We start from the raw sequence: 23,626 nt of genomic DNA, 5'->3' as shown, positions 1-23,626 counted from the left end.
TCAGCAGGACCCGCGCAACTGACCGTCGCCGATCACCACGTATTTTTCGCAGGTCAGCCCTTCCAGGCCGACCGGACCGCGGGCGTGCAGCTTGTCGGTGGAAATGCCGATCTCCGCGCCCAGGCCATACTCGAAGCCATCGGCAAAGCAGGTCGGGGTGTTGAGCATGACCGACGCCGAATCGACCTCGGCCATGAAGCGCCGGGCATTACCCTGGTGCTCGGTGGCGATCGAGTCGGTGTGGTGCGAGCCATAGTGATTGATGTGCTCGATGGCCGGATCCAGGCCATCGACGATGCGGATCGACAGGATCGCATCCAGGTACTCGGTGTGCCAGTCGTCCTCGGTGGCCGGCTTGGCGGCGATGATCGCCTGGGTACGCTCGCAGCCACGCAGCTCGACGCCCTTCTCTTCGAAGCGGCGGGCCATGTCTGGCAAGAACGCCTGGGCCACGCTGGCATCGACCAGCAGCGTCTCCATGGCGCCACAGATGCCGTAGCGGTAGGTCTTGGCGTTGAAGGCTATGCGCGCGGCCTTCTCCAGGTCGGCGTGCGCATCGACATAAATGTGACAGATGCCGTCCAGGTGCTTGATCACCGGCACGCGAGCATCGCGGCTGATGCGTTCGATCAGGCCACGGCCACCACGCGGAACGATGACATCGACGAACTCGGGCATGCTGATCAGCGCACCGACGGCTTCGCGGTCGGTGGTTTCGACCACCTGCACCACGGCTGGCGGCAGGTCGGCCTCGGCCAGGCCGCGCTGGATGCAGGCAGCGATGGCGCGATTGGAGTGGATGGCCTCCGAGCCGCCACGCAGGATGGTGGCGTTGCCGGACTTCAGGCACAGGCTGGCGGCGTCGATGGTGACGTTCGGACGCGACTCGTAGATGATGCCGATCACACCGAGGGGGACGCGCATCTTGCCGACCTGAATGCCCGACGGACGGTAGCTCATGTCGCGGATCGCACCGACCGGATCCGGCAGCGCAGCCACCTGGCGCAGGCCGGTGATCATGCCGTCGATACGCGCCGGGGTGAGCGCCAGACGGTCCAGCAGCGCTGGCTCAAGGCCATTGGCACGGCCTGCGGCGAGGTCCTGTTCGTTGGCTGCGGTCAGCTCGGCGCGGCCTGCGTCGAGCGCGTCGGCGGCGGCCTGCAGGGCGCGATTCTTCTGCGCAGTGCTGGCGCGGCCGATCACCCGCGAGGCCTCACGAGCGGCGCGACCCAGGCGGGTCATGTAGTCAAGAACGGACTCGGTCATGGGTTCGGTGTCTTGGCGAAGGGGAAATCGGCTGATTATAACTGCCGCGCTCGGGTACGCCCAGCGGCGGGTGGCGGATGGTAGAAGATGGCAGCGGAAATATGTAGGAAAGATGTAACTACCAGTATCGGAACTGACCGTTTATGGCGTCGACTCTTTCGCGGGCAAGCCCGCTTCTACCAGGAGTGGCGTGGCCTGGACAGAAGCGGGCGACACCCCGGGAAGATCCACCCGGTTACAACATGGTTCAGCCTCGATTAAGCCGTTCATTGCTATCATCCCCGCCCTCACCACCACGAACCGCCAATATGCCCGTCCCCTGCCCGGCCCTTGCCCTGCCCGACAGCTTCTTCGACCGCGACGCCCAGACCCTCGCCCGCGCGCTGCTGGGCAAGGTCATCCGCCACCGCCACGGCGACCTGTGGCTGGCCGCCCGCATCATCGAGACCGAGGCCTACTACCTTACCGACAAAGGCAGCCACGCCTCGCTCGGCTATACGGATAAGCGCAAGGCGCTGTTCCTCGACGGCGGACACATCTACATGTATTACGCCCGCGGCGGCGACTCGTTGAACTTCAGCGCCCACGGGCCGGGCAACGCCGTGCTGATCAAGTCGGCCTATCCCTGGGTCGACGCACTCTCCGATGACAACAGCCTGGCGCAGATGCAGTTGAACAACCCGGATGCCAGCGGCAACCTGCGCCCGGCAGAGCGCCTGTGCGCCGGTCAGACCCTGCTGTGCCGCGCTCTGGGCCTGAAGGTGCCGGACTGGGACGCCCGCCGTTTCGACCCGCAGCGGCTCTACGTCGAAGATTGCGCCGTCAGCGTGCCGCGCGTGATCCAGACCACTCGCCTGGGCATCCCCCACGGCCGCGACGAGCACCTGCCGTACCGCTTCGTGGACGCCGAATTCGCCCGTTTCTGCACCCGGAACCCGCTGCGTCGGGGCCAGGTCGAAGGACGGGATTTCTTCATTCTGGAACAAGGAAACTGACACCATGAGCCAATGGCTCGACAGCCTGACCAGCTGGCTCAGCGCCAACCCGCAGTGGCTTGGCCTGGCCATTTTCCTGATCGCCTGCATCGAGTGCCTGGCCATTGCCGGCATCATCGTGCCCGGTACGGTGCTGCTGTTCGCTGTGGCGGTGCTGGCCGGCAGCGGCACGTTCAGCCTGGGCGAAACGCTGCTGCTGGGTTTTCTCGGCGGCATGCTCGGTGACGCCATGTCGTACGCCATCGGCAAGTACTTCCACCAGAATATCCGGCGCCTGCCGCTGCTGCGCCACCACCCTGAGTGGATCGGCAGCGCCGAAACCTACTTCCAGCGCTACGGTATCGCCAGCCTGCTGGTAGGCCGCTTCATCGGCCCGCTGCGGCCGATGCTGCCGATGGTCGCCGGCATGTTCGACATGCCATTGCCGCGCTTCATCGCCGTGAGCCTGGTGGCGGGTGCCGGCTGGTCGGTGGCCTACCTGCTGCCCGGCTGGGCCACGGGCGCAGCGATGCGTCTGCCCCTGCCTGAAGGGTTCTGGCTGGACGCGGGGATCATCGCCGGTGGTCTGGCCGTGCTGGTGGGCCTGAGTTTCAACGCAAGCATTCGCGACCAGCGCCACGGCACCCGCCTGATCGCAGGCCTGAGCCTGGTGGCCCTGGCGGGCGTATTCCTCGGCTGGCCCTACCTGCACGAATTCGACCAGGGCGTGATGACCCTGGTGCAGGAGCATCGCAGCAAGGCCATCGACGGTGCCGTGGTCATCGTCACCCGCCTGGGCGACTTCAAGACCCAGTTCTTCCTCGGTGGCCTGCTGACCGGCCTCCTGCTACTGGCACGGCAATGGCGCCATGCACTGTTCGCCGGCGGCGCACTGATCGGTACCGCGCTGTGCAACGGCTCGCTGAAATGGCTGTTCGCCCGGGCACGCCCCGAAGTGCTGGTCGATCCGCTGACCAGCTACAGCATGCCCAGCGGGCACAGCTCGGCATCCTTTGCGTTCTTCCTGGTGCTGGCGGTGTTGGCCGGTCGCGGCCAGCCGCCGCGCATGCGCCTGACCTGGGTGCTATTAGGAGTGCTGCCAGCGCTGTCGATCGCCCTGTCACGGGTGTACCTGGGCGCACACTGGCCGACCGACATCCTGGCCGGCGCCCTGCTGGCATGCTGCGTGTGTGCGGCCAGCCTGACGCTGGTGCAGTATCGCGAGCCATTGAGAGCACTGCCGCAAAAGGTGTGGTGGCTGATCTTGCCGGCGTGTATCGCGCTGCTGGCGTTCTTCGCCATGCATTCGCTGCCCAAGGCGTTGCTGCGTTATCAGTATTGAAGCGATGCGCGGGAGTTACGCCCGCGACCTCAGGCAAACAACTCGCCCTGGATACGCTCCAGCAGCGTCTGGATCGCCTCCAGCCGCTGCACTGGCGAGTCGATCGCCAGCAGGTCGATCTTGTCCTCTTCCATGAACGGCAGCAGGTACGCCAGCTGGTTGGCCAGCGACTGGCGCCCGTCAACTTCGCGCGGCATGTCCAGCGCCTCGACCATCGGGTGCTCGCCCAGGGCCACCAGCAGCGCCAGCAGGTCATCGTCCTGCTCGCCCAGCGGGCTGTCCGCCTGATCGACCAGCCACTGCACCTCGCCGACCATCAACTGGTCCTTGAGCACATCGGTCTGCTCCACCCTGAAGCGCCGCACACCTTCGACACGGATGCCCAGCAGGCCGTTGTCCTGCTGCACGAAGTCGCGTATCAGCGCCTCGCAGCCGAACTCAGCGATGCCTGCCGGAGCCTTCCCCACTTGATCGCCCTCAAGAATGCACACCACCCCGAAACCTTCGCCCTGCTTCATGCAGCGGCCGATCATGTCCAGGTAGCGCGCCTCGAAGATCTGCAAGTCGAGCAAGCAGCCGGGAAACAGCACGGTATTGAGGGGGAACAGCGGTAACGTCATCTCGACTCCTCAAGCCACCAGACTGACTGCCAGCGGCAGGAACACCGCCGTGGCCACGCCCATCAGGCTCATCGCCAGCGCGGCGAAAGCGCCGCATTCATCACTTTCCTGCAAGGCCGCCGAGGTGCCCACCGCGTGTGCGGTGACGCCCAGGGCCATACCCCGCGCCTCGGGGCTGAGCACACCACAGCGCGTCAGCAGGGCCGGGCCGAAGATGGCGCCGATCACCCCGGTGATCAGCACGAATACCGCCGCCAGTGCCGCTACGCCACCGATCTGCTCGGCCACCAGCATGGCGATGGGCGAGGTCACCGACTTGGGCGCCATGGTCATCAGGATCATGTGTTCGGCGCCGAACCACCAGCCCAGCGTCACGCAGACCAGGGTGGCGAACACTCCCCCGATTACCAGCGTAGTAAAGATCGGCCAGAACAGTTGGCGGATACGCCGCAGGTTGAGATAGAGCGGGACCGCCAGGGCCACGGTGGCCGGTCCGAGGAGAATATTGAGGATTTCGGTGCTGCGCTTGTATTCGCTGTAGTCGATGCCACACGCCAGCAGCACACCGATCAGGACCAGCATCGACACCAACACCGGTTGCAGGAAGATCCAACGGGTGCGCTCGTAGCCGGCGAGCACCAGTTGGTACACCCCAAGCGTGATACTAATCCCGAACAATGGGTGGTGAATGACGGCTTGCAATGCACCCTGCCAGTCGAGGCTCATGGCTGTTCCTCGTGCTTGCCGTGGCGATGGATCAGCTTCTGCATCAGTACGCCGACGAACACCAGGGTGACCAGGCAGGAGATCACCAGCGCACCGGCAATGGCCCAGAAGTCGGCGGCGATGTCGCGGGCATAGACCATCACGCCGACGGCTGGCGGCACCAGTAGCAACGGCAGGTAACGCAGCAGGCTGCTGGCGGCCTCGTTGAGCGGTTTGCCAACTTCGCCGCGGATCATCAGGCAGGCCAGCAGCAACAGCAGGCCGATGATCGGGCCCGGCAACATGGGCAGTACCAGGTGGTTGATCGCCGTGCCCAGCAACTGGAACACCACCAGCCAGGTCAATCCACGCAACAGCATAAGCATCTCCTTGGGGCATCGGGCGCCATTATAAGCACGCGTCCTGCCTGTATAAGGCGATATTCGCCGAAAAGGGAAGAACTTGACCGCAACGGTGCACCGTGGTGATCTTGCACCTTCGTACCAAAAGACAACCTGGAGAGTCGCGATGCCCTATGTACCTGTTGCAGAGCTTTCGCAGTACGTTGGAAAGGAACTGGGACGTTCCGAATGGCTGAAGATCGATCAGCAGCGCATCAACCTGTTCGCCGAGGCCACCGGCGATTTCCAGTTCATTCATGTCGATCCGGAGAAAGCCGCCAAGACCCCCTTCGGCTCCACCATCGCCCACGGCTTCCTCAGCCTGTCGCTGATTCCCAAGCTGATGGAAGACATCCTCGTGCTGCCCGAGGGCTTGAAGATGGTGGTCAACTACGGGCTGGACAGCGTGCGCTTCATCCAGCCGGTGAAAGTCGACAGCCGCGTGCGCCTGAAGGTGGACCTCACCGACGCGACCGAGAAGAAGCCCGGCCAATGGCTGCTCAAGGCCACCGTCACCCTCGAGATCGAAGGCCAGGAAAAACCGGCCTACATCGCCGAGCCACTGTCGCTCTGCTTCGTCTGAGGCAGCACCGGGGCCGTTCACCGGCCCCGGCCACGGCTGTCTCACGCCCCGATTCTGCGGCATACTCGGCGCACCTTTGTGCTCGGATTACGCCATGCGCCCGCTGCTGCCCCTGACCCTGATCCTGCTGCTCGCTGCCTGCGGCGAAGGCGAACCGCTGTCGCCGCCGGACGCGCGCCTGCCCGACGGCGGGCGCTACCGGGGGGAGGTGGTCAATGGTCTGCTGCAGGGCGAAGGCCGCATCGACTATCCCAACGGCAGCTGGTACGCGGGCACGTTCAAGGATGGTCAGTGGCATGGCCAGGGTGAGTGGCACGGCAGCAATGGCGAGGTCTATCGCGGCCAATTCGCCGCCGGGCTGTTCGAAGGCCTGGGCGACCTGACCACCCCTGGCAGCCACTATGCCGGCACCTTCAAGCATGGCCGGCGCGACGGCGAAGGCACCCTCAAGCAGCACGACCAGACCTACCGCGGCCAGTTCAAGGATGACCAGTACGACGGCGCCGGCCAGCTCGAACTGGCTGACGGCAGCCGCTACCAGGGCCTGTTCGCCAAAGGCAAGCCCAATGGCGCCGGAGTGCGCAGCGATGCCAGCGGCAACCAGTTCAGCGGCCACTTCATCAATGGTCAACTCGAAGGTGCCGGCACCTTCGACAGCGTCGAAGGCGAGCAGTACATCGGCGAATTCAAGGAGAACCGCCTCGAAGGCCGCGGCCGCTACGAGAACGCCGACGGCGACGTGTGGATCGGCGACTTCAAAGATGGTGCGCTCAGCGGCCAGGGCGAGTTGCTGGGCAGCGACGGCAGCCGCTACAAGGGCGGCTTCCAGGACTGGCGCTTCTCAGGCAAAGGCCATCTGCACCTGGCCGACGGCAGCCAGTACATTGGCGGCTTCGCCAACGACGTCTACCAGGGTAGCGGTCGGCTGATCCAAGCCGATGGCCGCGTCGAGGCCGGCCAGTGGATCAATGGCGTGCGCGTGCGCGACGACAAGGGCACGCTGCTGCCCGACCCGCTGGACCTTGCCCTGCTCAACCAGGGCAAGCTGCTCGATGAGGCCCTGGCCAAAGTACCGCGCTCGGCCCCACCCATCCAGCTGTACAGCCTGGTCCTGGCCGGCGATGGCCAGCAGAGCGTGTTCCTGCGCGAAGCCGACTATGTCAGCAACATGCTCAGGGTGCGTTTCGGCGCCCGCGGTCAGGTCACCCTGGTCAATCACCGCGACCACCTGGCCGACCGCCCGATGGCCACCCGCGAGAACCTCACCCGTGCAGCCCGTACACTGGCCGAACGCAGTGGCCCGGAAGATATCGTGTTCGTCTACCTGACCAGCCACGGCAGCCATGACCACCAACTGGTACTCGACCAGCCGCGCCTGCAACTGGCAGACCTGTCAGCCGACGAACTGGCCAACGCCCTCTCCCCCCTGAAAGATCGCGACAAGGTGATTGTCATCTCCGCCTGCTATTCAGGTGGCTACATCGCCCCGCTCAAGGATGAACGCACGCTGATCATGACGGCAGCGCGCCCTGACCGGGTCTCGTTCGGCTGCTCCGAAGAAGCCGACTTCACCTATTTCGGCGATGCCCTGTTCGCCCAGGCACTGAACCAGACCGACGACCTGAAACAAGCGTTTGAACTGGCGCGCAACAGCGTTGCCGAACGGGAACGAAGGGAAGGTTTCGAGGCCTCCGAGCCGCAGATCTGGGTACCGCCACAGGTGCTCGCGCACTGGCAGCGCCTGCGTCGGCAACAAGCCGAGGAGGCCTTGAAGAACAAGGCCCAGCCAGCCGCGCCGGAGCAGGCAAAAAAGCCTGGAACCCGCTAAGCTGAGCTGTAACAAGGGAGAGACATCATGTACTTGACGCCTCAGCATGTCCTGCTTGCCGGAGCCACGGGTCTTACAGGTGAACACCTGCTCGACCGCCTGCTCAACGAACCCACCATCAGCCGTGTGCTGGCGCCTACCCGCAGGCCGCTGGCCGAGCATCCGCACCTGGAAAACCCGGTGGGTGACCCGGCGGTGTTTCTCCCGCAACTGGCCGGGCGCGTCGATATCGCCTTCTGCTGCCTGGGCACCACACTCAAGCAGGCCGGCTCCGAAACCGCCTTCCGTGCAGTCGACCTGGACATGGTCGTGGCCTTCAGCAAGCGCGCACGCGAGCTGGGCGCACGCCATCTGCTGGTGATCAGTGCGGTCGGTGCAGACCCTAAATCATCGATCTTCTACAACCGGGTCAAGGGCGAGATGGAAGAGGCGCTCAAGGCTCAGGACTGGCCGCAGTTGACCATCGTACGGCCGTCGCTGCTGCTGGGCGAACGGCTCGAACCACGGCTGGCCGAGCGACTGGCCGGGCCATTCGCCCGGCTGATTCCCGGCAAGTACAAAGGTATCGAGGCCTGCACCCTGGCCCGGGCGCTGTGGCGGCTGGCACTGGAGGAAGAGGACGGGATCCGCGTGGTCGAGTCTGACGAGTTGCGCAAGCTGGGCAAGAAATAGCAATACCTTCCAAGGCCTCTTCGCGGGTAAACCCGCTCCCACAAGGCCCGCACAGGGTTCAAAGACGGTGCGATCCCTGTGGGAGCGGGTTTACCCGCGAAAGGGCCGCTACAGTCCGCCGCTGGCGTTGAACCCAACCCCCAGCGCCGTCAGCACCGACAACGGCAGCAGCAGTGTATCGAGCAACATGCTCCCGGGCAGATCCAGAGCAGGATAGCCCGGTGCCTTGGCCCCGAAGCGATCCTCAGGGCAGCACCCGCCATTCATCACATACAGGTCCAGCCGAGTGCCGGCATACACCACCGGCGCCCCCGGCTGGTTGGCATCCAGCGTTCGCACTGTCGCGCAACCACTCAGGCAGCCCAGCAGCAGCAAGCCTGTCAGCGCGCACTTCAATCATCGACCCCGTAATGATGCTCGCCCCAGCGCGGCAACATGTCCTGAGGGATGTTCAGCAGGTTGAGCACTCGCGCGACAACGAAGTCCACCAGGTCATCGATGGTCTGCGGCTGGTGATAGAAGCCCGGCGCCGCCGGCAGGATCACCGCGCCCATCTGCGAGAGCTTGAGCATGTTCTCCAGGTGGATGGTGGAGAACGGCGCTTCACGCGGCACCAGGATCAGTTGCCGGCGCTCCTTGAGGGTCACGTCCGCCGCCCGCTCGATCAAGTTGTTGCAAGCACCCGTGGCGATTGCCGACAGCGTGCCGGTCGAACAGGGCACCACCACCATCGCCGCAGGTGCGCCGGAGCCCGAGGCCACCGGCGACATCCAGTCTTCCTTGCCATACACGCGGATCTGCCCATCCGCAGCGCCGGTGTATTCGGTCAGGAAAGCCTGCATCGCCTGTGGCTTGGGCGGCAGCACCACGTCGGTTTCGGTGGACATCACCAGTTGCGCCGCCTTGGAGATGAGGAAGTGCACCTCACGGTCCTCACGCACCAGGCAATCGAGCAGGCGCAGGCCGTATTGCGCCCCGGAGGCGCCGGTCATCGCCAGGGTGATGCGCTCCGGGCCGCTCACTTCAGGGCCTCGGCCAGCTTGCCGTGCAGACCGCCGAAGCCGCCATTGCTCATGATCACCACATGGGTGCCCGGACGTGCCTGGCCCTTGACCCGCTCGATGATCGCCTCGAGGCTGTCGGCCACCACGCTCGGCACCGAGCACTGCGCCGCCGTGGCGGCCAGGTCCCAGCCCAGGTTGCCCGGGGCGTACCAGATCACTTGGTCGGCGTCGTTGACACTTTCCGGCAGGCCATCCCGGTGGGCGCCCAGTTTCATGGAGTTGGAGCGCGGCTCGATCACCGCAATCACCGGTGCCTCACCCACACGCTTGCGCAGGCCGTCAAGGGTGGTGGCGATGGCGGTGGGGTGGTGGGCGAAATCGTCGTAGATGGTCACACCCTGCACCTCGGCGACCTTCTCCATGCGCCGCTTGACGCTCTTGAAGGCGCTGAGGCCATCGATGCCCATGGCCGGCACCACGCCAACATGGCGCGCGGCGGCAAGCGTGGCCAGGGCATTGGCGACGTTGTGCTGGCCAGTCAAGGCCCAGTCCACCACCCCTTGTGCCTCACCCTCGAACAGCACTTCGAAGCGCGAACCGTCCGGACTCAGCAGGCGCGCCTGCCACTGGCCACCTTCGCCAGTGGTTTGCACCGGAGTCCAGCAGCCCATGCCGATGACCCGCTCGAGCGCCTGCTCGGTGGTCGGGTGGATGACCAGCCCCTCACTCGGAATGGTCCGAACCAGATGGTGGAACTGCCGCTCGATGGACGCCAGATCCGGGAAGATGTCCGCATGATCGAACTCAAGGTTGTTGAGGATCGCGGTGCGCGGGTGATAATGCACGAACTTCGAACGCTTATCGAAGAAGGCGCTGTCGTATTCGTCGGCCTCCACCACGAAGAACGGCGTGCCGCCCAGGCGCGCCGAGACCGAGAAGTTCTGCGGCACGCCGCCGATCAGGAAGCCCGGGCTCATGCCCGCATGCTCCAGCACCCAGGCCAGCATGCTGCTGGTGGTGGTCTTGCCATGGGTACCGGCCACGGCCAGCACCCAGCGGCCCTGCAGCACATGGTCGGCCAGCCACTGCGGGCCGGAGACATAAGGCAGGCCTTTGTTCAGCACGTATTCCACGGCAGGGTTGCCACGCGACATGGCGTTGCCGATCACCACTAGGTCAGGAGCCGGCTCCAGCTGGGCCGGATCGTAGCCTTGGGTGAGCTCGATGCCCTGAGCCTCGAGCTGAGTGCTCATCGGCGGATAGACGTTGGCGTCGGAACCGGTGACGCGATGGCCGAGCTCCTTGGCGAGCACCGCCAGCGAACCCATGAAAGTGCCGCAAATACCGAGAATGTGAATGTGCATGATCGACCTCGCAAAACATCGAGGCAGGGTAGCCCAGGGCGAGGGAAATCGCACCCGCTGTTTCGCTCAACTGGCCCTGGCGATACCGTGTTTGCGCAGTTTTCGATACAAGGTATTGCGGCTGATGCCCAAGTGTTCAGCGACGCGGGTCATGTGCCAGCAGTTTGCCTCCAGTACCTTCAACAGTGCAACGCGCTCGGCACTTTCCAGCGGTGCACGATCATTTCTATAGGAGCGGGCTTGCCCCGCGATGGCGTCAGCACAGTCAACATCGCTGCCCCCGCTTGAGCCAGCGCGGGGCAATCCCATTCCCACAACAGTCTGGGGAAGGTCCTGCAGCTCGATGCGCTGACCATCGCACAACGCCACCAAGGTGCGCAGCACGTTACGCATCTGCCGTACGTTCCCCGGCCAGGCAAAGCCCAACAACGCCTCACGCGCCTCGGGCGAGATCTCGATGGCTTGCCCTTCGGCCTCCTGACTCAGCAGGAAATCCAGCAACTGAGCCTTGTCGCTGCGCTCACGCACCGCTGGCAGCGCAACTTCCAGCCCATTGAGCCGGTAATACAGATCCTCACGGAACGCCCCCTGCGCCACCCGCTCCAGTAGATCCCGGTGAGTGGCGCTGACGATGCGCAGGTCCACCGCCTGCGGCTCACCCCCGATCGGCACCACCTGACGCTCCTCCAGCACTCGCAGCAGGCGGGTCTGCAGGGCCAGCGGCATGTCGCCGATCTCGTCCAGCATCAAGGTGCCACCGTCCGCTTGCAGCAGCTTGCCGCGCATCCCTTCCTTGCGCGCCCCGGTGAAACTACCGCCGCGATAGCCGAACAGTTCACTCTCGATCAGGCTTTCCGGAATCGATGCGCAGTTGATCGCCACGAACGGCTTGGCGCTACGTTCGCTGGCCTGGTGCACGGCCTGGGCAAACGCCTCCTTGCCGCAACCGGTTTCGCCACGCAGCAATAATGGTACGTCGCGCTGGTAAACCCGCAACGCACGATGAAAATCCCGTTGCAGGGCCGGGTCGAGCAGGCAGATGCCAGGCTCGGCACGCGGAGTGGCCAGCGGCAAGGACGCTGGCACCGACCACACCGGCTTGTGCGCCTGCCCGCGCACGCTGGCAAAGACCTGACGCCCGTCATGGGTACGCAGCGGCCAAGCCGCACTGCCTTGCGTCGTGGCGCGGCTGAACAGCTCGTCGTGACTGCAGGCGAAGAAGCGCCCGACCGGCTTGCCCAGCACCCCGCCACGAATGCTGCCTAACAGGTTCAGCGCGCTCTGGTTGACCGCACAGACCCGGCCATTGCCGTCAAAGGCCAGCAGCCCCTCGCTGAACAGCCCGACCGACTCGGCCTGCAGATGAAAGCGCAACAACCAGTGATGCTCGAAGTGCCGCAGGAAATAGCAGCTCTCGATCATCTTCGCCGAGAGGTTGACCAGCGCCATGGTATGGAACTGGCTCTGGCGCGAGACATCCGGGCGCGCCGAGGATACATCGAGCACGGCCAGCAGCTCGCCGTGCGGATCGAACACCGGGCTGGCCGAGCAGGTCAGCCCGGTATGGCGGCCGCGAAAGTGTTCGTCCTGGTGAATGGTCAGGGCCTGGCGCTCGACCAGGCAGGTGCCGATGCCATTGGTGCCCTCGCGCGCCTCGCTCCAGTCTGCACCGAGCCACAGCCCGGCACGCTCGAAGATCCGTCGCTCGCTGGGCGCGGTGACGCAGTTGAGGATCACGCCGCGGGCGTCGGTAAGCAGCACCGCGTGGCCCGAGCCGGACAACTGCTGATGCAGGCTGTTCATCTCGCCATCGGCGATCTGCAGCACCTGCTGCAGGCGTTCGCGACTCTCCAGCAGGCGCCCGTGCTCGAGCACCACCGGAGCCTGGGCCAGCGCAGGGTCGAGGTGATAGTCCTCGAGGCAGCGCAGCCAGGAGCGCGCGATGGACGGGTCGCTGGCCGGGCCGTGGGGCTGCCCGCGAGCGACCGTGAGTACCTGCTGGGCATGGCGACTGAAAGCGTTGCTCTGCATTTTTGTTGTTCTCCGCAGATGAAGCGTCCCGCCAGCATCCTCCTCCCGAGAACGCTTTGCAATGACGGCCCGACCGCCGAGTCAGCAGCGTCTCGCCAATGGCACAAAGTGTCACCCTGCCTGTACCGCTCTCGGCACAACACCCGCTCGAAGTCGCTCGACGACTGATCCAAGTCATTGATTGCAAAGGGCCGCAAAGCACTGGCCCGACCTTTGCTCTACGCTTTCCAACTCCCCAACAAACACAATAGCCAGGAGACACACCATGCGTTACGCACATCCCGGTACCGAGGGCGCCAAGGTCTCGTTCAAGAGCCGCTACGGCAACTACATCGGCGGCGAGTTCGTAGCTCCGGTCAAAGGGCAATACTTCGAGAACACCTCGCCGGTGAATGGCAAGCTGATCGCAGAATTCCCCCGCTCCACTGCCGAAGACATCGACAAAGCCCTGGATGCCGCCCACGCCGCCGCCGACGCCTGGGGCCGTACCAGCGTGCAGGACCGCTCCAACGTTCTGCTGAAGATCGCCGATCGCATCGAGCAGAACCTCGAAGTGCTGGCCATCACCGAAACCTGGGACAACGGCAAACCGATCCGCGAGACCCTCAACGCCGACATCCCGCTGGCGGTCGATCATTTCCGCTATTTCGCCGGCTGCATTCGCGCCCAGGAAGGCGGCGCCGCCGAGATCAACGAAAACACTGTCGCCTACCACATCCACGAACCGCTGGGCGTGGTCGGCCAGATCATCCCGTGGAACTTCCCGCTGCTGATGGCCGCCTGGAAGCTCGCCCCGGCCCTGGCCGCCGGCAACTGCGTGGTGCTCAAGCCCGCCGAGCAGACCCCGCTGGGCATCACCGTACTGCTCGAACTGATCGGCGACCTGCTGCCCAAGGGCGTGCTCAACGTGGTGCAGGGCTACGGCCGCGAAGCCGGTGAAGCGCTGGCCACCAGCAAGCGCATCGCCAAGATCGCCTTCACCGGCTCCACCCCGGTGGGCTCGCACATCATGAAATGCGCCGCGGAGAACATCATCCCGTCCACCGTGGAGCTGGGCGGCAAGTCGCCGAACGTCTACTTCGAAGACATCATGCAAGCCGAGCCGACCTTCATCGAGAAGGCCGCCGAAGGCATGGTCCTGGCCTTCTTCAACCAGGGCGAGGTGTGCACCTGCCCGTCCCGTGCCCTGGTGCAGGAGTCGATCTACCCGCAGTTCATGGAAGTGGTGATGAAGAAGGTGCTGCAGATCAAGCGCGGCGACCCACTGGACACCGACACCATGGTCGGCGCGCAGGCCTCGCAGCAGCAGTTCGAGAAGATCCAGTCCTACCTCAAGATTGCCCAGGAAGAGGGCGCCGAGCTGCTGACAGGCGGCAAGGTAGAGCAACTCGATGGCTCGCTGGCCACCGGCTATTACATCCAGCCGACCCTGCTCAAGGGCAACAACAAGATGCGTGTGTTCCAGGAGGAAATCTTCGGCCCGGTGGTCAGCGTCACCACCTTCAAGGATGAAGCCGAAGCCCTGGCGATCGCCAACGACACCGAGTTTGGCCTGGGTGCCGGCGTCTGGACCCGCGACATCAACCGCGCCTACCGCATGGGCCGCGGCATCAAGGCCGGCCGCGTGTGGACCAACTGCTACCACTTGTACCCGGCGCATGCCGCGTTCGGTGGCTACAAGAAGTCCGGCGTCGGCCGTGAAACCCACAAGATGATGCTCGACCACTACCAGCAGACCAAGAACCTGCTGGTGAGCTACGACATCAATCCGCTGGGCTTCTTCTAAACCGAGGTGCGCCCTTCGCGGGCAAGTCGCAGCGGCGAACCGCCGCTGCGACTTGCCCGCGAAGAGGCCAGACCTGCATACACCAGAATTCAGGCCGGTTGGCGTGTCCCAACCGCTCTGGCTCGCTTCCTGCAACACAATCACCAAGGTCCGGAACCCCTTCCGGCCCGCAAAAAAACAACAGGTGAATCCATGCCAAGCGATCAATCCGCCGGCACGCCGGCAAGTTCTTCCGTAGATTTCGAGAAAGTCGGCTCCGACTATTTCCAGCAGCGTGAACTGAAAAAAGGCGCCGCAGGCTGGGTCCTGCTGGTGGGCCTGGGCGTGGCCTACGTGATTTCCGGCGACTACGCCGGCTGGAACTTCGGCCTCGCCCAAGGTGGCTGGGGCGGCATGTTCCTGGCCACGCTGCTGATGGCCACCATGTACCTGTGCATGTGCTTCTCGCTGGCCGAACTGTCCTCGATGATCCCCACCGCGGGCGGTGGCTACGGCTTCGCCCGCAGCGCGTTCGGGCCCTGGGGCGGCTTTCTCACCGGCACGGCGATCCTCATCGAATACGCCATCGCCCCCGCTGCCATCGCCGTGTTCATCGGCGCCTACTGCCAATCGCTGTTCGGCATCGGCGGCTGGATGATCTACCTGGCGTTCTACATCGTCTTCATCGGCATCCACATCTTCGGGGTCGGCGAGGCGCTGAAGCTGATGTTCATCATCACCGCCGTCGCTGCGATTGCACTGGCGGTGTTCCTGATCGGCATGGTGCCCCATTTTGATGCAGCCAACCTGTTCGACATCGCCAAGACCGACGCCGTCGGCGCCAGCAGCTTCCTGCCATTCGGCTATGTCGGCATCTGGGCGGCGATCCCCTATGCGATCTGGTTCTTCCTCGCCGTCGAAGGCGTGCCCCTGGCCGCCGAAGAGACCAAGAACCCCAAGCGCGACCTGCCCCGCGGCCTGATCGGCGCGATGCTGGTGCTGCTGGCCTTCGCCTTGCTGATCCTGGTGGTCGGCCCCGGCGGCGCCGGCTCCGAAGCGCTCAAGGCTTCGGGCAACCCGCTGGTCGAGGCACTGTCGAAGGCGTACGGCGGCTCGACCTGGATGGGCGGCTTCGTCAACCTGGTCGGCCTGGCTGGGCTGATCGCCAGCTTCTTCTCGATCATCTACGCCTATTCGCGGCAGATCTTCGCGCTTTCGCGCGCGGGCTACCTGCCTCGCAAGCTCTCGCAAACCAACAAGAGCAAGGCGCCGGTACTGGCCCTGGTGATCCCCGGCATCATCGGTTTCGCCCTGTCGCTGACCGGCCAGGGTGACCTGCTGATCCTGGTCGCGGTGTTCGGTGCCACCCTGTCCTACGTGCTGATGATGGCCGCGCACATCACCCTGCGCATCCGTCGGCCGAAGATGGAGCGCCCGTACCGTACCCCCGGCGGCATCTTCACCTCGGGCGTGGCCCTGGTGCTGGCCTGCATCGCCGTGGTCGCCGGCTTCCTGGTCGACCCACGCGTGGTGATTGGCGCTGCCGTGATCTATGCGGTATTAATTGCCTACTTTGCTTTCTACAGTCGTCACCATCTGGTGGCCGGGACGCCGGAAGAGGAATTCGCCGCGATCCAGAAGGCCGAAGAGGCCTTGCACTGATCGCCGACTTACGCCGCAGGCCAGCCCTGCGGCGCTCTGGAGATTCTGTATGGCAAGTTTCGTACACACGGTAGGCAATCTGGTCTACCGCTTCGACAGCCTCAAGGAAGTCATGGCCAAGGCCAGCCCGGCGCGTTCGGGCGACTTCCTGGCCGGCGTCGCCGCCGCCAACGACGGCGAACGGGTCGCCGCGCAGATGGCCCTGGCCAACATCCCGCTCAGCCACTTTCTCAGCGAAGCGCTGATCCCCTACGAACAGGACGAAATCACCCGGCTGATCATCGACACCCATGACGCCGCCGCGTTCGCCCCGGTCAGCCACCTCACCGTCGGCGGCCTGCGTGACTGGCTGCTCAGCGAAGCGGCCGACGAAGCCAGCCTGCGCGCCCTGGCCCCCGGCCTGACGCCGGAAATGGCCGCCGCCGTGTCGAAGATCATGCGCGTCCAGGACCTGGTGCTGGTGGCACAGAAGATCCGCGTGGTCACCGCGTTTCGCGGCACCATGGGCCTGCGCGGGCGGCTTTCGACCCGTCTGCAGCCCAACCACCCCACCGACGAACCCGCCGGCATCGCCGCCAGCATCCTCGACGGCCTGCTGTACGGCAACGGCGACGCCATGATCGGCATCAACCCGGCTACCGACAGCATCGCCTCGATCTGCGCACTGCTGGAAATGCTCGACGCGATCATCCAGCGCTACGACATTCCCACCCAGGCCTGCGTGCTCACCCACGTCACCACCTCGATCGAGGCGATCAACCGCGGCGTGCCGCTGGACCTGGTGTTCCAGTCCATCGCCGGCACCGAGGCCGCCAACGCTGGCTTCGGCATCAACCTCAACGTACTCCAGGAAGGCTACGAGGCAGGGCTATCGCTCAAGCGCGGCACCCTCGGGCAGAACCTCATGTACTTCGAGACCGGCCAGGGCAGCGCGCTGTCGGCCAACGCCCACCACGGCGTCGATCAACAGACCTGCGAGACCCGCGCCTACGCCGTGGCCCGGCATTTCAAGCCATTCCTGGTCAACACCGTGGTCGGTTTCATCGGCCCGGAGTACCTGTACAACGGCAAGCAGATCATCCGCGCCGGCCTGGAAGACCACTTCTGCGGCAAGCTGCTCGGCGTGCCGATGGGTTGCGACATCTGCTACACCAACCACGCCGAAGCCGACCAGGATGACATGGACACCTTGCTGACCCTGCTCGGTGTCGCCGGGATCAACTTCATCATGGGCATCCCTGGCTCCGACGACATCATGCTCAACTACCAGACCACCTCGTTCCACGACGCGCTTTACGCGCGCCAGACGCTCGGCCTGAAACCCGGCCCGGAATTCGAGGCCTGGCTGGAACGCACCGGCATCTTCACCCAGGCCGACGGCCGGGTACGCTTCGGCGACAACCTGCCTCCGGCCTTCCGCCACGCGTTGGCGCAGCTCGCATAGGGACGACCATGGACCGACCTACCCCCACGCATGACAACCCCTGGCTGGCCCTGCGCAACCTGACGCCCGCGCGCATCGCCCTGGGCCGTACCGGTACCAGCCTGCCGACCGGGGCGCAGCTGGATTTCCAGTTCGCCCACGCCCAGGCCCGCGATGCGGTGCACCTGCCCTTCGACCATGCCGGCCTGCGCCAGCAACTGAGCGACCGTGGCCGTGACAGCCTGTTGCTGCACAGCGCCGCCGCCGATCGTCACCAGTATCTGCAACGTCCTGACCTTGGGCGTCGCCTGAGCGACGACTCGGCACTGAAACTGCGTGAACACGCCCAGGCCAACCCGGGCGGCGTCGATCTGGCAATCGTGGTGGCCGACGGCCTCTCGGCATTGGCCGTGCATCGCCACACGCTGCCCTTGCTGAGCCGCTTCGAGGAACAGGCCGCCGCCGATGGCTGGAGCAGCGCCCCGGTGATCCTGGTGGAACAGGGCCGAGTCGCGGTGGCCGACGAAGTCGGCGAGCTGCTCGGTGCGCGGATGACCGTGATGCTGATCGGCGAACGCCCTGGCCTGAGCTCGCCCGACAGCCTGGGCCTGTACTTCACCTACGCCCCGAAAGTGGGCCTGACCGACGCCTACCGCAATTGCATCTCCAACGTGCGCCTGGAAGGCCTGAGCTACGGCATGGCCGCGCATCGTCTGCTGTACCTGATGCGCGAGGCCTGTCGCCGACAGCTTTCAGGGGTGAACCTGAAGGATGAAGCCGAGGTCCACAGCATCGACAGCGAAAACTCGTCCAGCAAATGCGGAAACTTCCTGCTCGGTGAAGGGTAGAAAACATGTAACCCAAGGCGGATTGCGCTTCTAGGCTGGCTTGGGGCAGCATGCCGGTACGAGGCAGCTTGCATCCCCCCGTTCCCCCATGGACTCTGAGGCCTGCTCATGCGCATCATCAAGGCAACCCTGGAACACCTCGACCTGCTCACCCCGCTGTTCGTCACCTATCGCGAGTTCTATGGGCAACTGCCCTACCCGGACACCTCGCGCAGTTTTCTCGAGAAGCGCCTGAAACGCGGTGAATCGGTGATCTACCTTGCCCTGCCGGATGACGACAACAGCAAGCTGCTGGGTTTCTGCCAGCTCTACCCGAGTTTTTCCTCGCTATCGCTCAAACGTGTGTGGATCCTCAACGATATCTACGTTGCCGAGGATTCCCGACGCATGCTGGTGGCCGACCACCTGATGCGCGAAGCCAAGAAGATGGCGAAGGAAACCAACGCCGTGCGCATGCGCGTCTCCACCAGCAGCGACAACGAGGTAGCGATGAAGACCTACGAGTCCATGGGCTTTCGCAAGGATACCGAGTTCGAGAACTACGTCCTGCCGATCAGCCAGGATTGACCGATCGGGCTCATCTGAAATTGCTTGACGTGCCTCCTATTGCAAGCAACAGTCCTGTTCAGATCTGAAGGCCAGTGCCGTCCACCCTGCGGGGGACGGCTCGCGCCGCCCCGTAACCCCCCGCTACAAACTCCCCGGGCATCTTCACGACTTCGCCGTATAATGCCCCATTCGTCATGTGTGAAAAGTTACCCATCCACCGGTGAACATGCCCACGCAAAATGACGTCGTCCGTCATCGCGCGCCCGTGGAAGCGGGTCAAGACAACAGGTGCTGTACATGGAATTCAACCCGCTGGACCTTATCCTGCATCTCGATGCCTACCTCGACCTGCTGGTGACCAACTATGGTCCCTGGATCTACGCCATCCTGTTCGCGGTGATCTTCTGCGAGACCGGCCTTGTGGTCATGCCCTTCCTGCCGGGCGATTCGCTGCTGTTCATCGCCGGCGCCGTGGCCGCGGGCGGAGGCATGGATCCGGTACTGCTCGCCGGCCTGCTGATGGTCGCCGCGATCCTCGGCGACAGCACCAACTACGTGATCGGACGAACGGCCGGGGAACGCCTGTTCCGCAACCCGAACTCGAAGATCTTCCGCCGCGACTACCTGCAGCGCACCCACGAATTCTACGAACGCCACGGCGGCAAGACCGTCACCCTTGCCCGCTTCCTGCCCATCCTGCGCACCTTCGCCCCGTTCGTCGCCGGCATTGCCCACATGCACTACCCGCGTTTCCTCGGTTTCAGCGTCGCCGGCACCCTGCTGTGGGTTGGCGGCCTGGTCACCCTGGGCTACTTCTTCGGTAACGTGCCCTTCATCAAGCAGCACCTGTCGCTCATGGTCGTGGCCATCATCGTCCTGTCGCTGGTGCCGATGATCCTGGGCCTTCTGCGTGGCCGACTGGGCCGTACCGCCAAGGCCCACTGACCGTCCATGTGGTCGTTCAGCGCCTGGCGGCGCAAGCGCACTCTGGCGCGCTACCAGGTCGATCCAGCGCTGTGGCAGGCGATCCGTGACCGCCTGCCCCTGCTCGACGGCATCAGCGACGAGGAAGACCGCTGGCTGCGCGAGGCCAGCGTGCTGTTTCTCTACGACAAGCACCTCACCACCCTGCCCGGCGTCGAGCTGGGCGACGAACAGCGCCTGTTCCTCGCTGCCCAGGCCCAGCTTCCACTGCTGCACCTGGGCGAGCTGAACTGGTACCAGGGCTTTCACGAGATCATCCTCTACCCCGACGACTTCAAGAGCCCCCAGCGCCACCGCGATGCCAGTGGTGTCGAGCATGTGTGGGACGGCGAACACAGCGGCGAGGCCTGGCAGCAGGGCCCGGTGATCATGGCCTGGGCCGGCGTCGAGGCCAGCGGCGGTTGGGAAGCCTACAACCTGGTGATCCACGAGCTGGCGCACAAGCTCGACATGCTCAACGGCGACGCCAACGGCCTGCCGCCCCTGCACCCGGGCATGGACGTCAATGCCTGGGCCCACGCCATGCAGCAGGCCTACGACGACCTCAACCGCCAGCTCGACGCCAACCCTGACCTGGAAACGCCCATCGATCCCTACGCTGCGGAAAATCCGGCCGAATTCTTCGCCGTGACCAGTGAATACTTCTTCAGTGCTCCAGACCTGCTGCACGAAAGTTATCCACAGGTGTACCGACAATTGTCGCTGTTCTATCGCCAGGACACGCTGGCCCGCCTGACACGCCTGCAGGCCGAACACCCGCAGTACCGCGACGCCCACGTCTGATACGCCCGCACATCAGGCCGACCGTGGCATGCGCTGGCGGAATGTGCCTATAATCGCCGCCACTTTTTTGGTCAATCACGGGGGCAAAGCCCAATGAGCTACAGCAAGATTCCTGCGGGCAAGGACCTGCCGAACGACATCTACGTCGCCATCGAGATCCCTGCCAACCACGCGCCGATCAAATACGAGATCGACAAGGACAGCGATACCCTGTTCGTCGACCGTTTCATGGCGACCCCGATGTTCTACCCAGCCAACTACGGCTTCATCCCCAACACCCTGGCCGACGACGGTGATCCGCTGGACGTGCTGGTCGTCACCCCGTACCCGGTCGCCCCAGGCTCGGTGATCCGCGCCCGTCCGGTCGGCGTACTGAACATGACCGACGACGGCGGCGGCGACGCCAAGGTCATCGCCGTACCGCACGACAAGCTGTCGCAGCTGTACGTCGACGTGAAAGAGTACACCGACCTGCCGGCACTGCTGATCCAGCAGATCGAGCACTTCTTCGCCAACTACAAGGATCTGGAGAAGGGCAAGTGGGTCAAGATCGAAGGCTGGGAAGGCGCTGACGCCGCCCGCGCCGCGATCACCAAGTCGGTTGCCGCCTACAAGGGCTGATGACTGCCTTGCCATGAAAAGCCCGGCCATCTGTGCCGGGCTTTTTTATGCCTCTCGGATACACACACCGTTTTCTTGCAGGCTCCTCAAACGTCTCATCCAAAAATAAAAGAGAAATCCCACATCAACCTGCAAAAACAGCCGACAACAGCCTCAGATTCCCACCCGCAGCATAAACACCCTGTTTATTTCCTCCCCTGGCGCCACAATCTAGACTCGCCGCCATGAACAATTCCGGTGACCGTCTCAAGACACTCCTGCAGGAATGTGGCCTGACCCCTTCCGACTTCGCCGCCCAGCGCAATGTCACACCCCAGCACGTGAACAACTGGTTCAAACGGGGTATTCCCCTGGCGCGCCTGGACGAAATCGCCGACCTGTTCTGCGTCTATCGCCACTGGCTGCGGAGCGGCGAAGGCCCCAAGCACCCGAGCCCGATCCTGCGCCCCGGCCTGCCACAGCCCGAAACCGCGCCCCCAGGTCATGGCGGCAGGCAGATCTGCGTCGATTTCCACCGCCTGCTCGACGGCCAGCTCATATCGGATCCGGATCGCCACCTGCTGGTGTCGGCGCAGGCATTGGAGACGCTCGGCATCCTCCCGGAAAACGCCATCTGCCTGGACATGCCAGACGCCAACATGGCACCGCTGATCCCCATTGGCGCCGCCCTGGCCATCGACCGCAGCCTGACCCGCGTGGTCGACGGGCAGACCTACGCGCTGATGCACGAGGGCCGGTTGCGGGTGCACAGCCTCAGCCTGAGCCAGAACGGCACGCTGTGCCTGCACAGCCACGACCGACGCAACTACGCCGTCGAGCGCTACACCCCGGCCCAGCGCCACGCCCAGGGCATGCAGGTACTGGGTTGGGTATTCTGGTGGTCGTGGTTCAGCCGTCAGCGCCCCGTATGAAACACCCGGTGCCAATTTTCGCTGGGCATCCCTGGCGAGCCCTAGTATGCTACGCGGCACATTTAGCTGAGGGTCGGCAAAAGCCGCATCCCAGAGCACCTGACAACGCCCCACACGGCCGTTTGTCATCTTTTTCAGGCCTCGATGGCCAACCTGTTAAGGCGGTTGCGGCTTACCAAAAATTAGCCAAGCCCGTCCCCGAGAGCCGGCCACAAGCCGGCTTTTTACTGCCCGAAATCCAGCGCGCAATCCTTGCCCTTCGCGTTGTCTGCTACGCGGGTGGGCTCGCTACCACGGCCCTGCCCCTGCTCAGGCGCAGCGCGTGACCAGTAGCCGTTCGCCGCGCAGTGTCACCTTCATATCCCCTTTCCCGTCAGCGTCCAGCAGACAGTCGGCAATCGCCGGCTCCAGCATCACCCGCACGCGTCGCCCAAGGGCCCTGGCCCCGAAACGTACGTCGTGCCCAGCGATCAGCCAGGCCCGCGCCGACTCGTCCAACTGCACGCGGCGCTGAGGCCCCAGGCGCTGCGCCAGCCTGGCCAACTCGATATCCAGCAACGCTTCCAGCCAGCGCCCTTCGATGCGCTCGAACATGAGGATGCGGTCGATGCGATTGAGAAACTCCGGTTCGAAACGCTGGTGCAGCGCGCGCTCGAGCACCTGCGCCTCGGACTCGCCGAACAGCGCCAGCCATCGCCGCCATCCCCGACGCATCCGCCGCCCGGCCTCACGCGCCCCCACGTTGCTGGTCATGAAAATCAGGCTGTTGCGAAAGTCCAGGGTGCGGGTGCCGCCCGCCAGGGTCAGGCGGCCGCTTTCGAGGATGCCCAGCAGGCTGCGCAGCACTTGGTCGCTGGCTTTTTCCAATTCATCGAACAACACGATGCCAGGGCGGCTGTAGCTGCCGGCAATCAGTGTCTCGTCGAACAGGCTGATGCCTTCCTTGCTGCCCACGTAGCCCGGCGGCGCCCCGGTCAACGACGCGGCGTAATGCTCCTGGGCCAGGGTCTGCATGTCGATGCGACACAACGCGTCGGGGCGGCCATGGATGGCCTGGGCGAGCAGGCGCACGATCTCGGTCTTGCCGACCCCGGTCGGGCCCATGAACAGGTTCACGCCGAGCGGGCGCCCAGGGTCGCTGATGTCGGCCTTGAGCACCTTGAGCTGCGCCTCCACGGCCGCCAGCGCCACCTCCTGGCCGACGATACGCTGGCGCAGCAGGCTCATCACCTGCTGCGGCTCGAACACGAAACGCGAGACCGGCGCACACGCCTGCAGAGACGACATGCC

Annotated in this window: 23 protein-coding genes; 14 read left to right on the top strand and 9 right to left on the bottom strand. The window is 64.6% G+C overall.

The annotated features are described in order from the left end of the window. The gene (locus APH44_RS11445; protein ID WP_054892806.1) at positions 1 to 1,266 is read right to left on the bottom strand and encodes a glutamate-5-semialdehyde dehydrogenase; all 1,266 of its coding nucleotides are present in this window, start codon (positions 1,264 to 1,266) and stop codon (positions 1 to 3) included. A 308-nt stretch (positions 1,267 to 1,574) separates the two neighbouring features. Between APH44_RS11445 and APH44_RS11440 the strand changes: the two genes are divergently transcribed. Together APH44_RS11440 and APH44_RS11435 are read left to right on the top strand one after the other, a co-directional pair. Further along, on the top strand, positions 1,575 to 2,261 hold the full coding sequence (locus tag APH44_RS11440) for a DNA-3-methyladenine glycosylase (protein WP_054892805.1): 687 nt from the start codon (positions 1,575 to 1,577) through the stop codon (positions 2,259 to 2,261). A 4-nt stretch (positions 2,262 to 2,265) separates the two neighbouring features. Then, positions 2,266 to 3,582 (top strand): bifunctional DedA family/phosphatase PAP2 family protein, encoded by a 1,317-nt coding sequence (locus APH44_RS11435; RefSeq protein ID WP_054892804.1) that lies wholly within the window; start codon positions 2,266 to 2,268, stop codon positions 3,580 to 3,582. 29 nt (positions 3,583 to 3,611) lie between these two features. On the opposite strand, the gene APH44_RS11430 is transcribed toward APH44_RS11435, so the two are convergent. From APH44_RS11430 to APH44_RS11420, 3 genes are read right to left on the bottom strand one after another with little or no spacing between them, the layout of a single operon-like run. Further along, positions 3,612 to 4,202, bottom strand: coding sequence for an LON peptidase substrate-binding domain-containing protein (locus tag APH44_RS11430; protein ID WP_054892803.1), 591 nt, complete (start codon positions 4,200 to 4,202; stop codon positions 3,612 to 3,614). Positions 4,203 to 4,211: 9 nt separating this feature from the next. Continuing rightward, the gene (locus APH44_RS11425; RefSeq protein ID WP_054892802.1) at positions 4,212 to 4,928 is read right to left on the bottom strand and encodes an LrgB family protein; all 717 of its coding nucleotides are present in this window, start codon (positions 4,926 to 4,928) and stop codon (positions 4,212 to 4,214) included. Further along, positions 4,925 to 5,287, bottom strand: a complete 363-nt coding sequence (locus APH44_RS11420; RefSeq protein WP_054892801.1) for a CidA/LrgA family protein — start codon at positions 5,285 to 5,287, stop codon at positions 4,925 to 4,927. The genes APH44_RS11425 and APH44_RS11420 overlap by 4 nt, the downstream gene beginning before the upstream one ends. Before the next feature lie 148 nt (positions 5,288 to 5,435). Here APH44_RS11420 and APH44_RS11415 point away from each other — a divergent pair, with 148 nt between their 5' ends. The 3 genes from APH44_RS11415 to APH44_RS11405 all read left to right on the top strand — a co-directional run bounded on the left by APH44_RS11415 (position 5,436) and on the right by APH44_RS11405 (position 8,391). After that, the gene (locus tag APH44_RS11415) at positions 5,436 to 5,891 is read left to right on the top strand and encodes a MaoC family dehydratase (protein WP_054892800.1); all 456 of its coding nucleotides are present in this window, start codon (positions 5,436 to 5,438) and stop codon (positions 5,889 to 5,891) included. A 94-nt stretch (positions 5,892 to 5,985) separates the two neighbouring features. Continuing rightward, positions 5,986 to 7,719 (top strand): C13 family peptidase, encoded by a 1,734-nt coding sequence (locus APH44_RS11410; protein ID WP_054892799.1) that lies wholly within the window; start codon positions 5,986 to 5,988, stop codon positions 7,717 to 7,719. A 27-nt stretch (positions 7,720 to 7,746) separates the two neighbouring features. Then, positions 7,747 to 8,391: an oxidoreductase gene (locus tag APH44_RS11405; RefSeq protein ID WP_054892798.1), complete on the top strand. Its 645-nt coding sequence runs from the start codon at positions 7,747 to 7,749 to the stop codon at positions 8,389 to 8,391. Between the two features lie 108 nt (positions 8,392 to 8,499). Here APH44_RS11405 and APH44_RS11400 read toward each other — a convergent pair whose 3' ends face one another. The 4 genes from APH44_RS11400 to APH44_RS11385 form a co-directional block, all read right to left on the bottom strand. Then, positions 8,500 to 8,787 carry a YceK/YidQ family lipoprotein gene (locus APH44_RS11400; RefSeq protein WP_054892797.1) on the bottom strand — a complete coding sequence of 96 codons (288 nt, stop codon included), beginning with the start codon at positions 8,785 to 8,787 and terminating at the stop codon, positions 8,500 to 8,502. Beyond that, positions 8,784 to 9,413 (bottom strand): flavin prenyltransferase UbiX, encoded by a 630-nt coding sequence (gene ubiX, locus APH44_RS11395; protein ID WP_054892796.1) that lies wholly within the window; start codon positions 9,411 to 9,413, stop codon positions 8,784 to 8,786. Before ubiX ends, APH44_RS11400 begins: the two co-directional genes overlap by 4 nt. Further along, positions 9,410 to 10,759 carry a UDP-N-acetylmuramate:L-alanyl-gamma-D-glutamyl-meso-diaminopimelate ligase gene (gene mpl, locus APH44_RS11390; protein WP_054892795.1) on the bottom strand — a complete coding sequence of 450 codons (1,350 nt, stop codon included), beginning with the start codon at positions 10,757 to 10,759 and terminating at the stop codon, positions 9,410 to 9,412. The genes ubiX and mpl overlap by 4 nt, the downstream gene beginning before the upstream one ends. A gap of 66 nt (positions 10,760 to 10,825) precedes the next feature. Further along, positions 10,826 to 12,790, bottom strand: coding sequence for a sigma-54-dependent Fis family transcriptional regulator (locus APH44_RS11385; RefSeq protein ID WP_054892794.1), 1,965 nt, complete (start codon positions 12,788 to 12,790; stop codon positions 10,826 to 10,828). 265 nt (positions 12,791 to 13,055) lie between these two features. On the opposite strand from APH44_RS11385, the gene APH44_RS11380 reads away from it, so the two are divergent. The 9 genes from APH44_RS11380 (at position 13,056) to APH44_RS11335 (ending at position 22,336) form a co-directional block, all read left to right on the top strand. Continuing rightward, positions 13,056 to 14,576, top strand: a complete 1,521-nt coding sequence (locus APH44_RS11380; RefSeq protein ID WP_054892793.1) for an aldehyde dehydrogenase family protein — start codon at positions 13,056 to 13,058, stop codon at positions 14,574 to 14,576. A 192-nt stretch (positions 14,577 to 14,768) separates the two neighbouring features. After that, on the top strand, positions 14,769 to 16,217 hold the full coding sequence (gene eat / locus APH44_RS11375; RefSeq protein ID WP_054892792.1) for an ethanolamine permease: 1,449 nt from the start codon (positions 14,769 to 14,771) through the stop codon (positions 16,215 to 16,217). A 49-nt stretch (positions 16,218 to 16,266) separates the two neighbouring features. Next, complete coding sequence (locus tag APH44_RS11370) at positions 16,267 to 17,661, top strand: ethanolamine ammonia-lyase subunit EutB (RefSeq protein WP_054892791.1); 1,395 nt, start codon at positions 16,267 to 16,269, stop codon at positions 17,659 to 17,661. 8 nt (positions 17,662 to 17,669) lie between these two features. Further along, positions 17,670 to 18,488: an ethanolamine ammonia-lyase subunit EutC gene (gene eutC / locus APH44_RS11365; protein ID WP_054892790.1), complete on the top strand. Its 819-nt coding sequence runs from the start codon at positions 17,670 to 17,672 to the stop codon at positions 18,486 to 18,488. 108 nt (positions 18,489 to 18,596) lie between these two features. Continuing rightward, positions 18,597 to 19,055 carry a GNAT family N-acetyltransferase gene (locus APH44_RS11360; protein WP_054892789.1) on the top strand — a complete coding sequence of 153 codons (459 nt, stop codon included), beginning with the start codon at positions 18,597 to 18,599 and terminating at the stop codon, positions 19,053 to 19,055. Positions 19,056 to 19,334: 279 nt separating this feature from the next. Next, positions 19,335 to 19,982: a DedA family protein gene (locus APH44_RS11350; protein ID WP_054892787.1), complete on the top strand. Its 648-nt coding sequence runs from the start codon at positions 19,335 to 19,337 to the stop codon at positions 19,980 to 19,982. A gap of 6 nt (positions 19,983 to 19,988) precedes the next feature. Then, positions 19,989 to 20,804 carry a zinc-dependent peptidase gene (locus tag APH44_RS11345; RefSeq protein WP_054892786.1) on the top strand — a complete coding sequence of 272 codons (816 nt, stop codon included), beginning with the start codon at positions 19,989 to 19,991 and terminating at the stop codon, positions 20,802 to 20,804. A 93-nt stretch (positions 20,805 to 20,897) separates the two neighbouring features. Continuing rightward, complete coding sequence (ppa, locus tag APH44_RS11340; protein ID WP_003255365.1) at positions 20,898 to 21,425, top strand: inorganic diphosphatase; 528 nt, start codon at positions 20,898 to 20,900, stop codon at positions 21,423 to 21,425. Between the two features lie 224 nt (positions 21,426 to 21,649). Beyond that, on the top strand, positions 21,650 to 22,336 hold the full coding sequence (locus APH44_RS11335; protein WP_054892785.1) for a S24 family peptidase: 687 nt from the start codon (positions 21,650 to 21,652) through the stop codon (positions 22,334 to 22,336). Positions 22,337 to 22,645: 309 nt separating this feature from the next. On the opposite strand, the gene APH44_RS11330 is transcribed toward APH44_RS11335, so the two are convergent. Beyond that, complete coding sequence (locus APH44_RS11330; RefSeq protein WP_054892784.1) at positions 22,646 to 23,623, bottom strand: AAA family ATPase; 978 nt, start codon at positions 23,621 to 23,623, stop codon at positions 22,646 to 22,648. Between the last annotated feature and the right edge of the window lie 3 nt (positions 23,624 to 23,626).

This window comes from Pseudomonas sp. NBRC 111143 (assembly GCF_001320965.1).
Lineage (GTDB): Bacteria > Pseudomonadota > Gammaproteobacteria > Pseudomonadales > Pseudomonadaceae > Aquipseudomonas > Aquipseudomonas machongensis.
The sequence above is the reverse complement of the archived record's forward strand: the minus strand, read 5'-3'. Positions and strand labels throughout refer to the sequence as shown.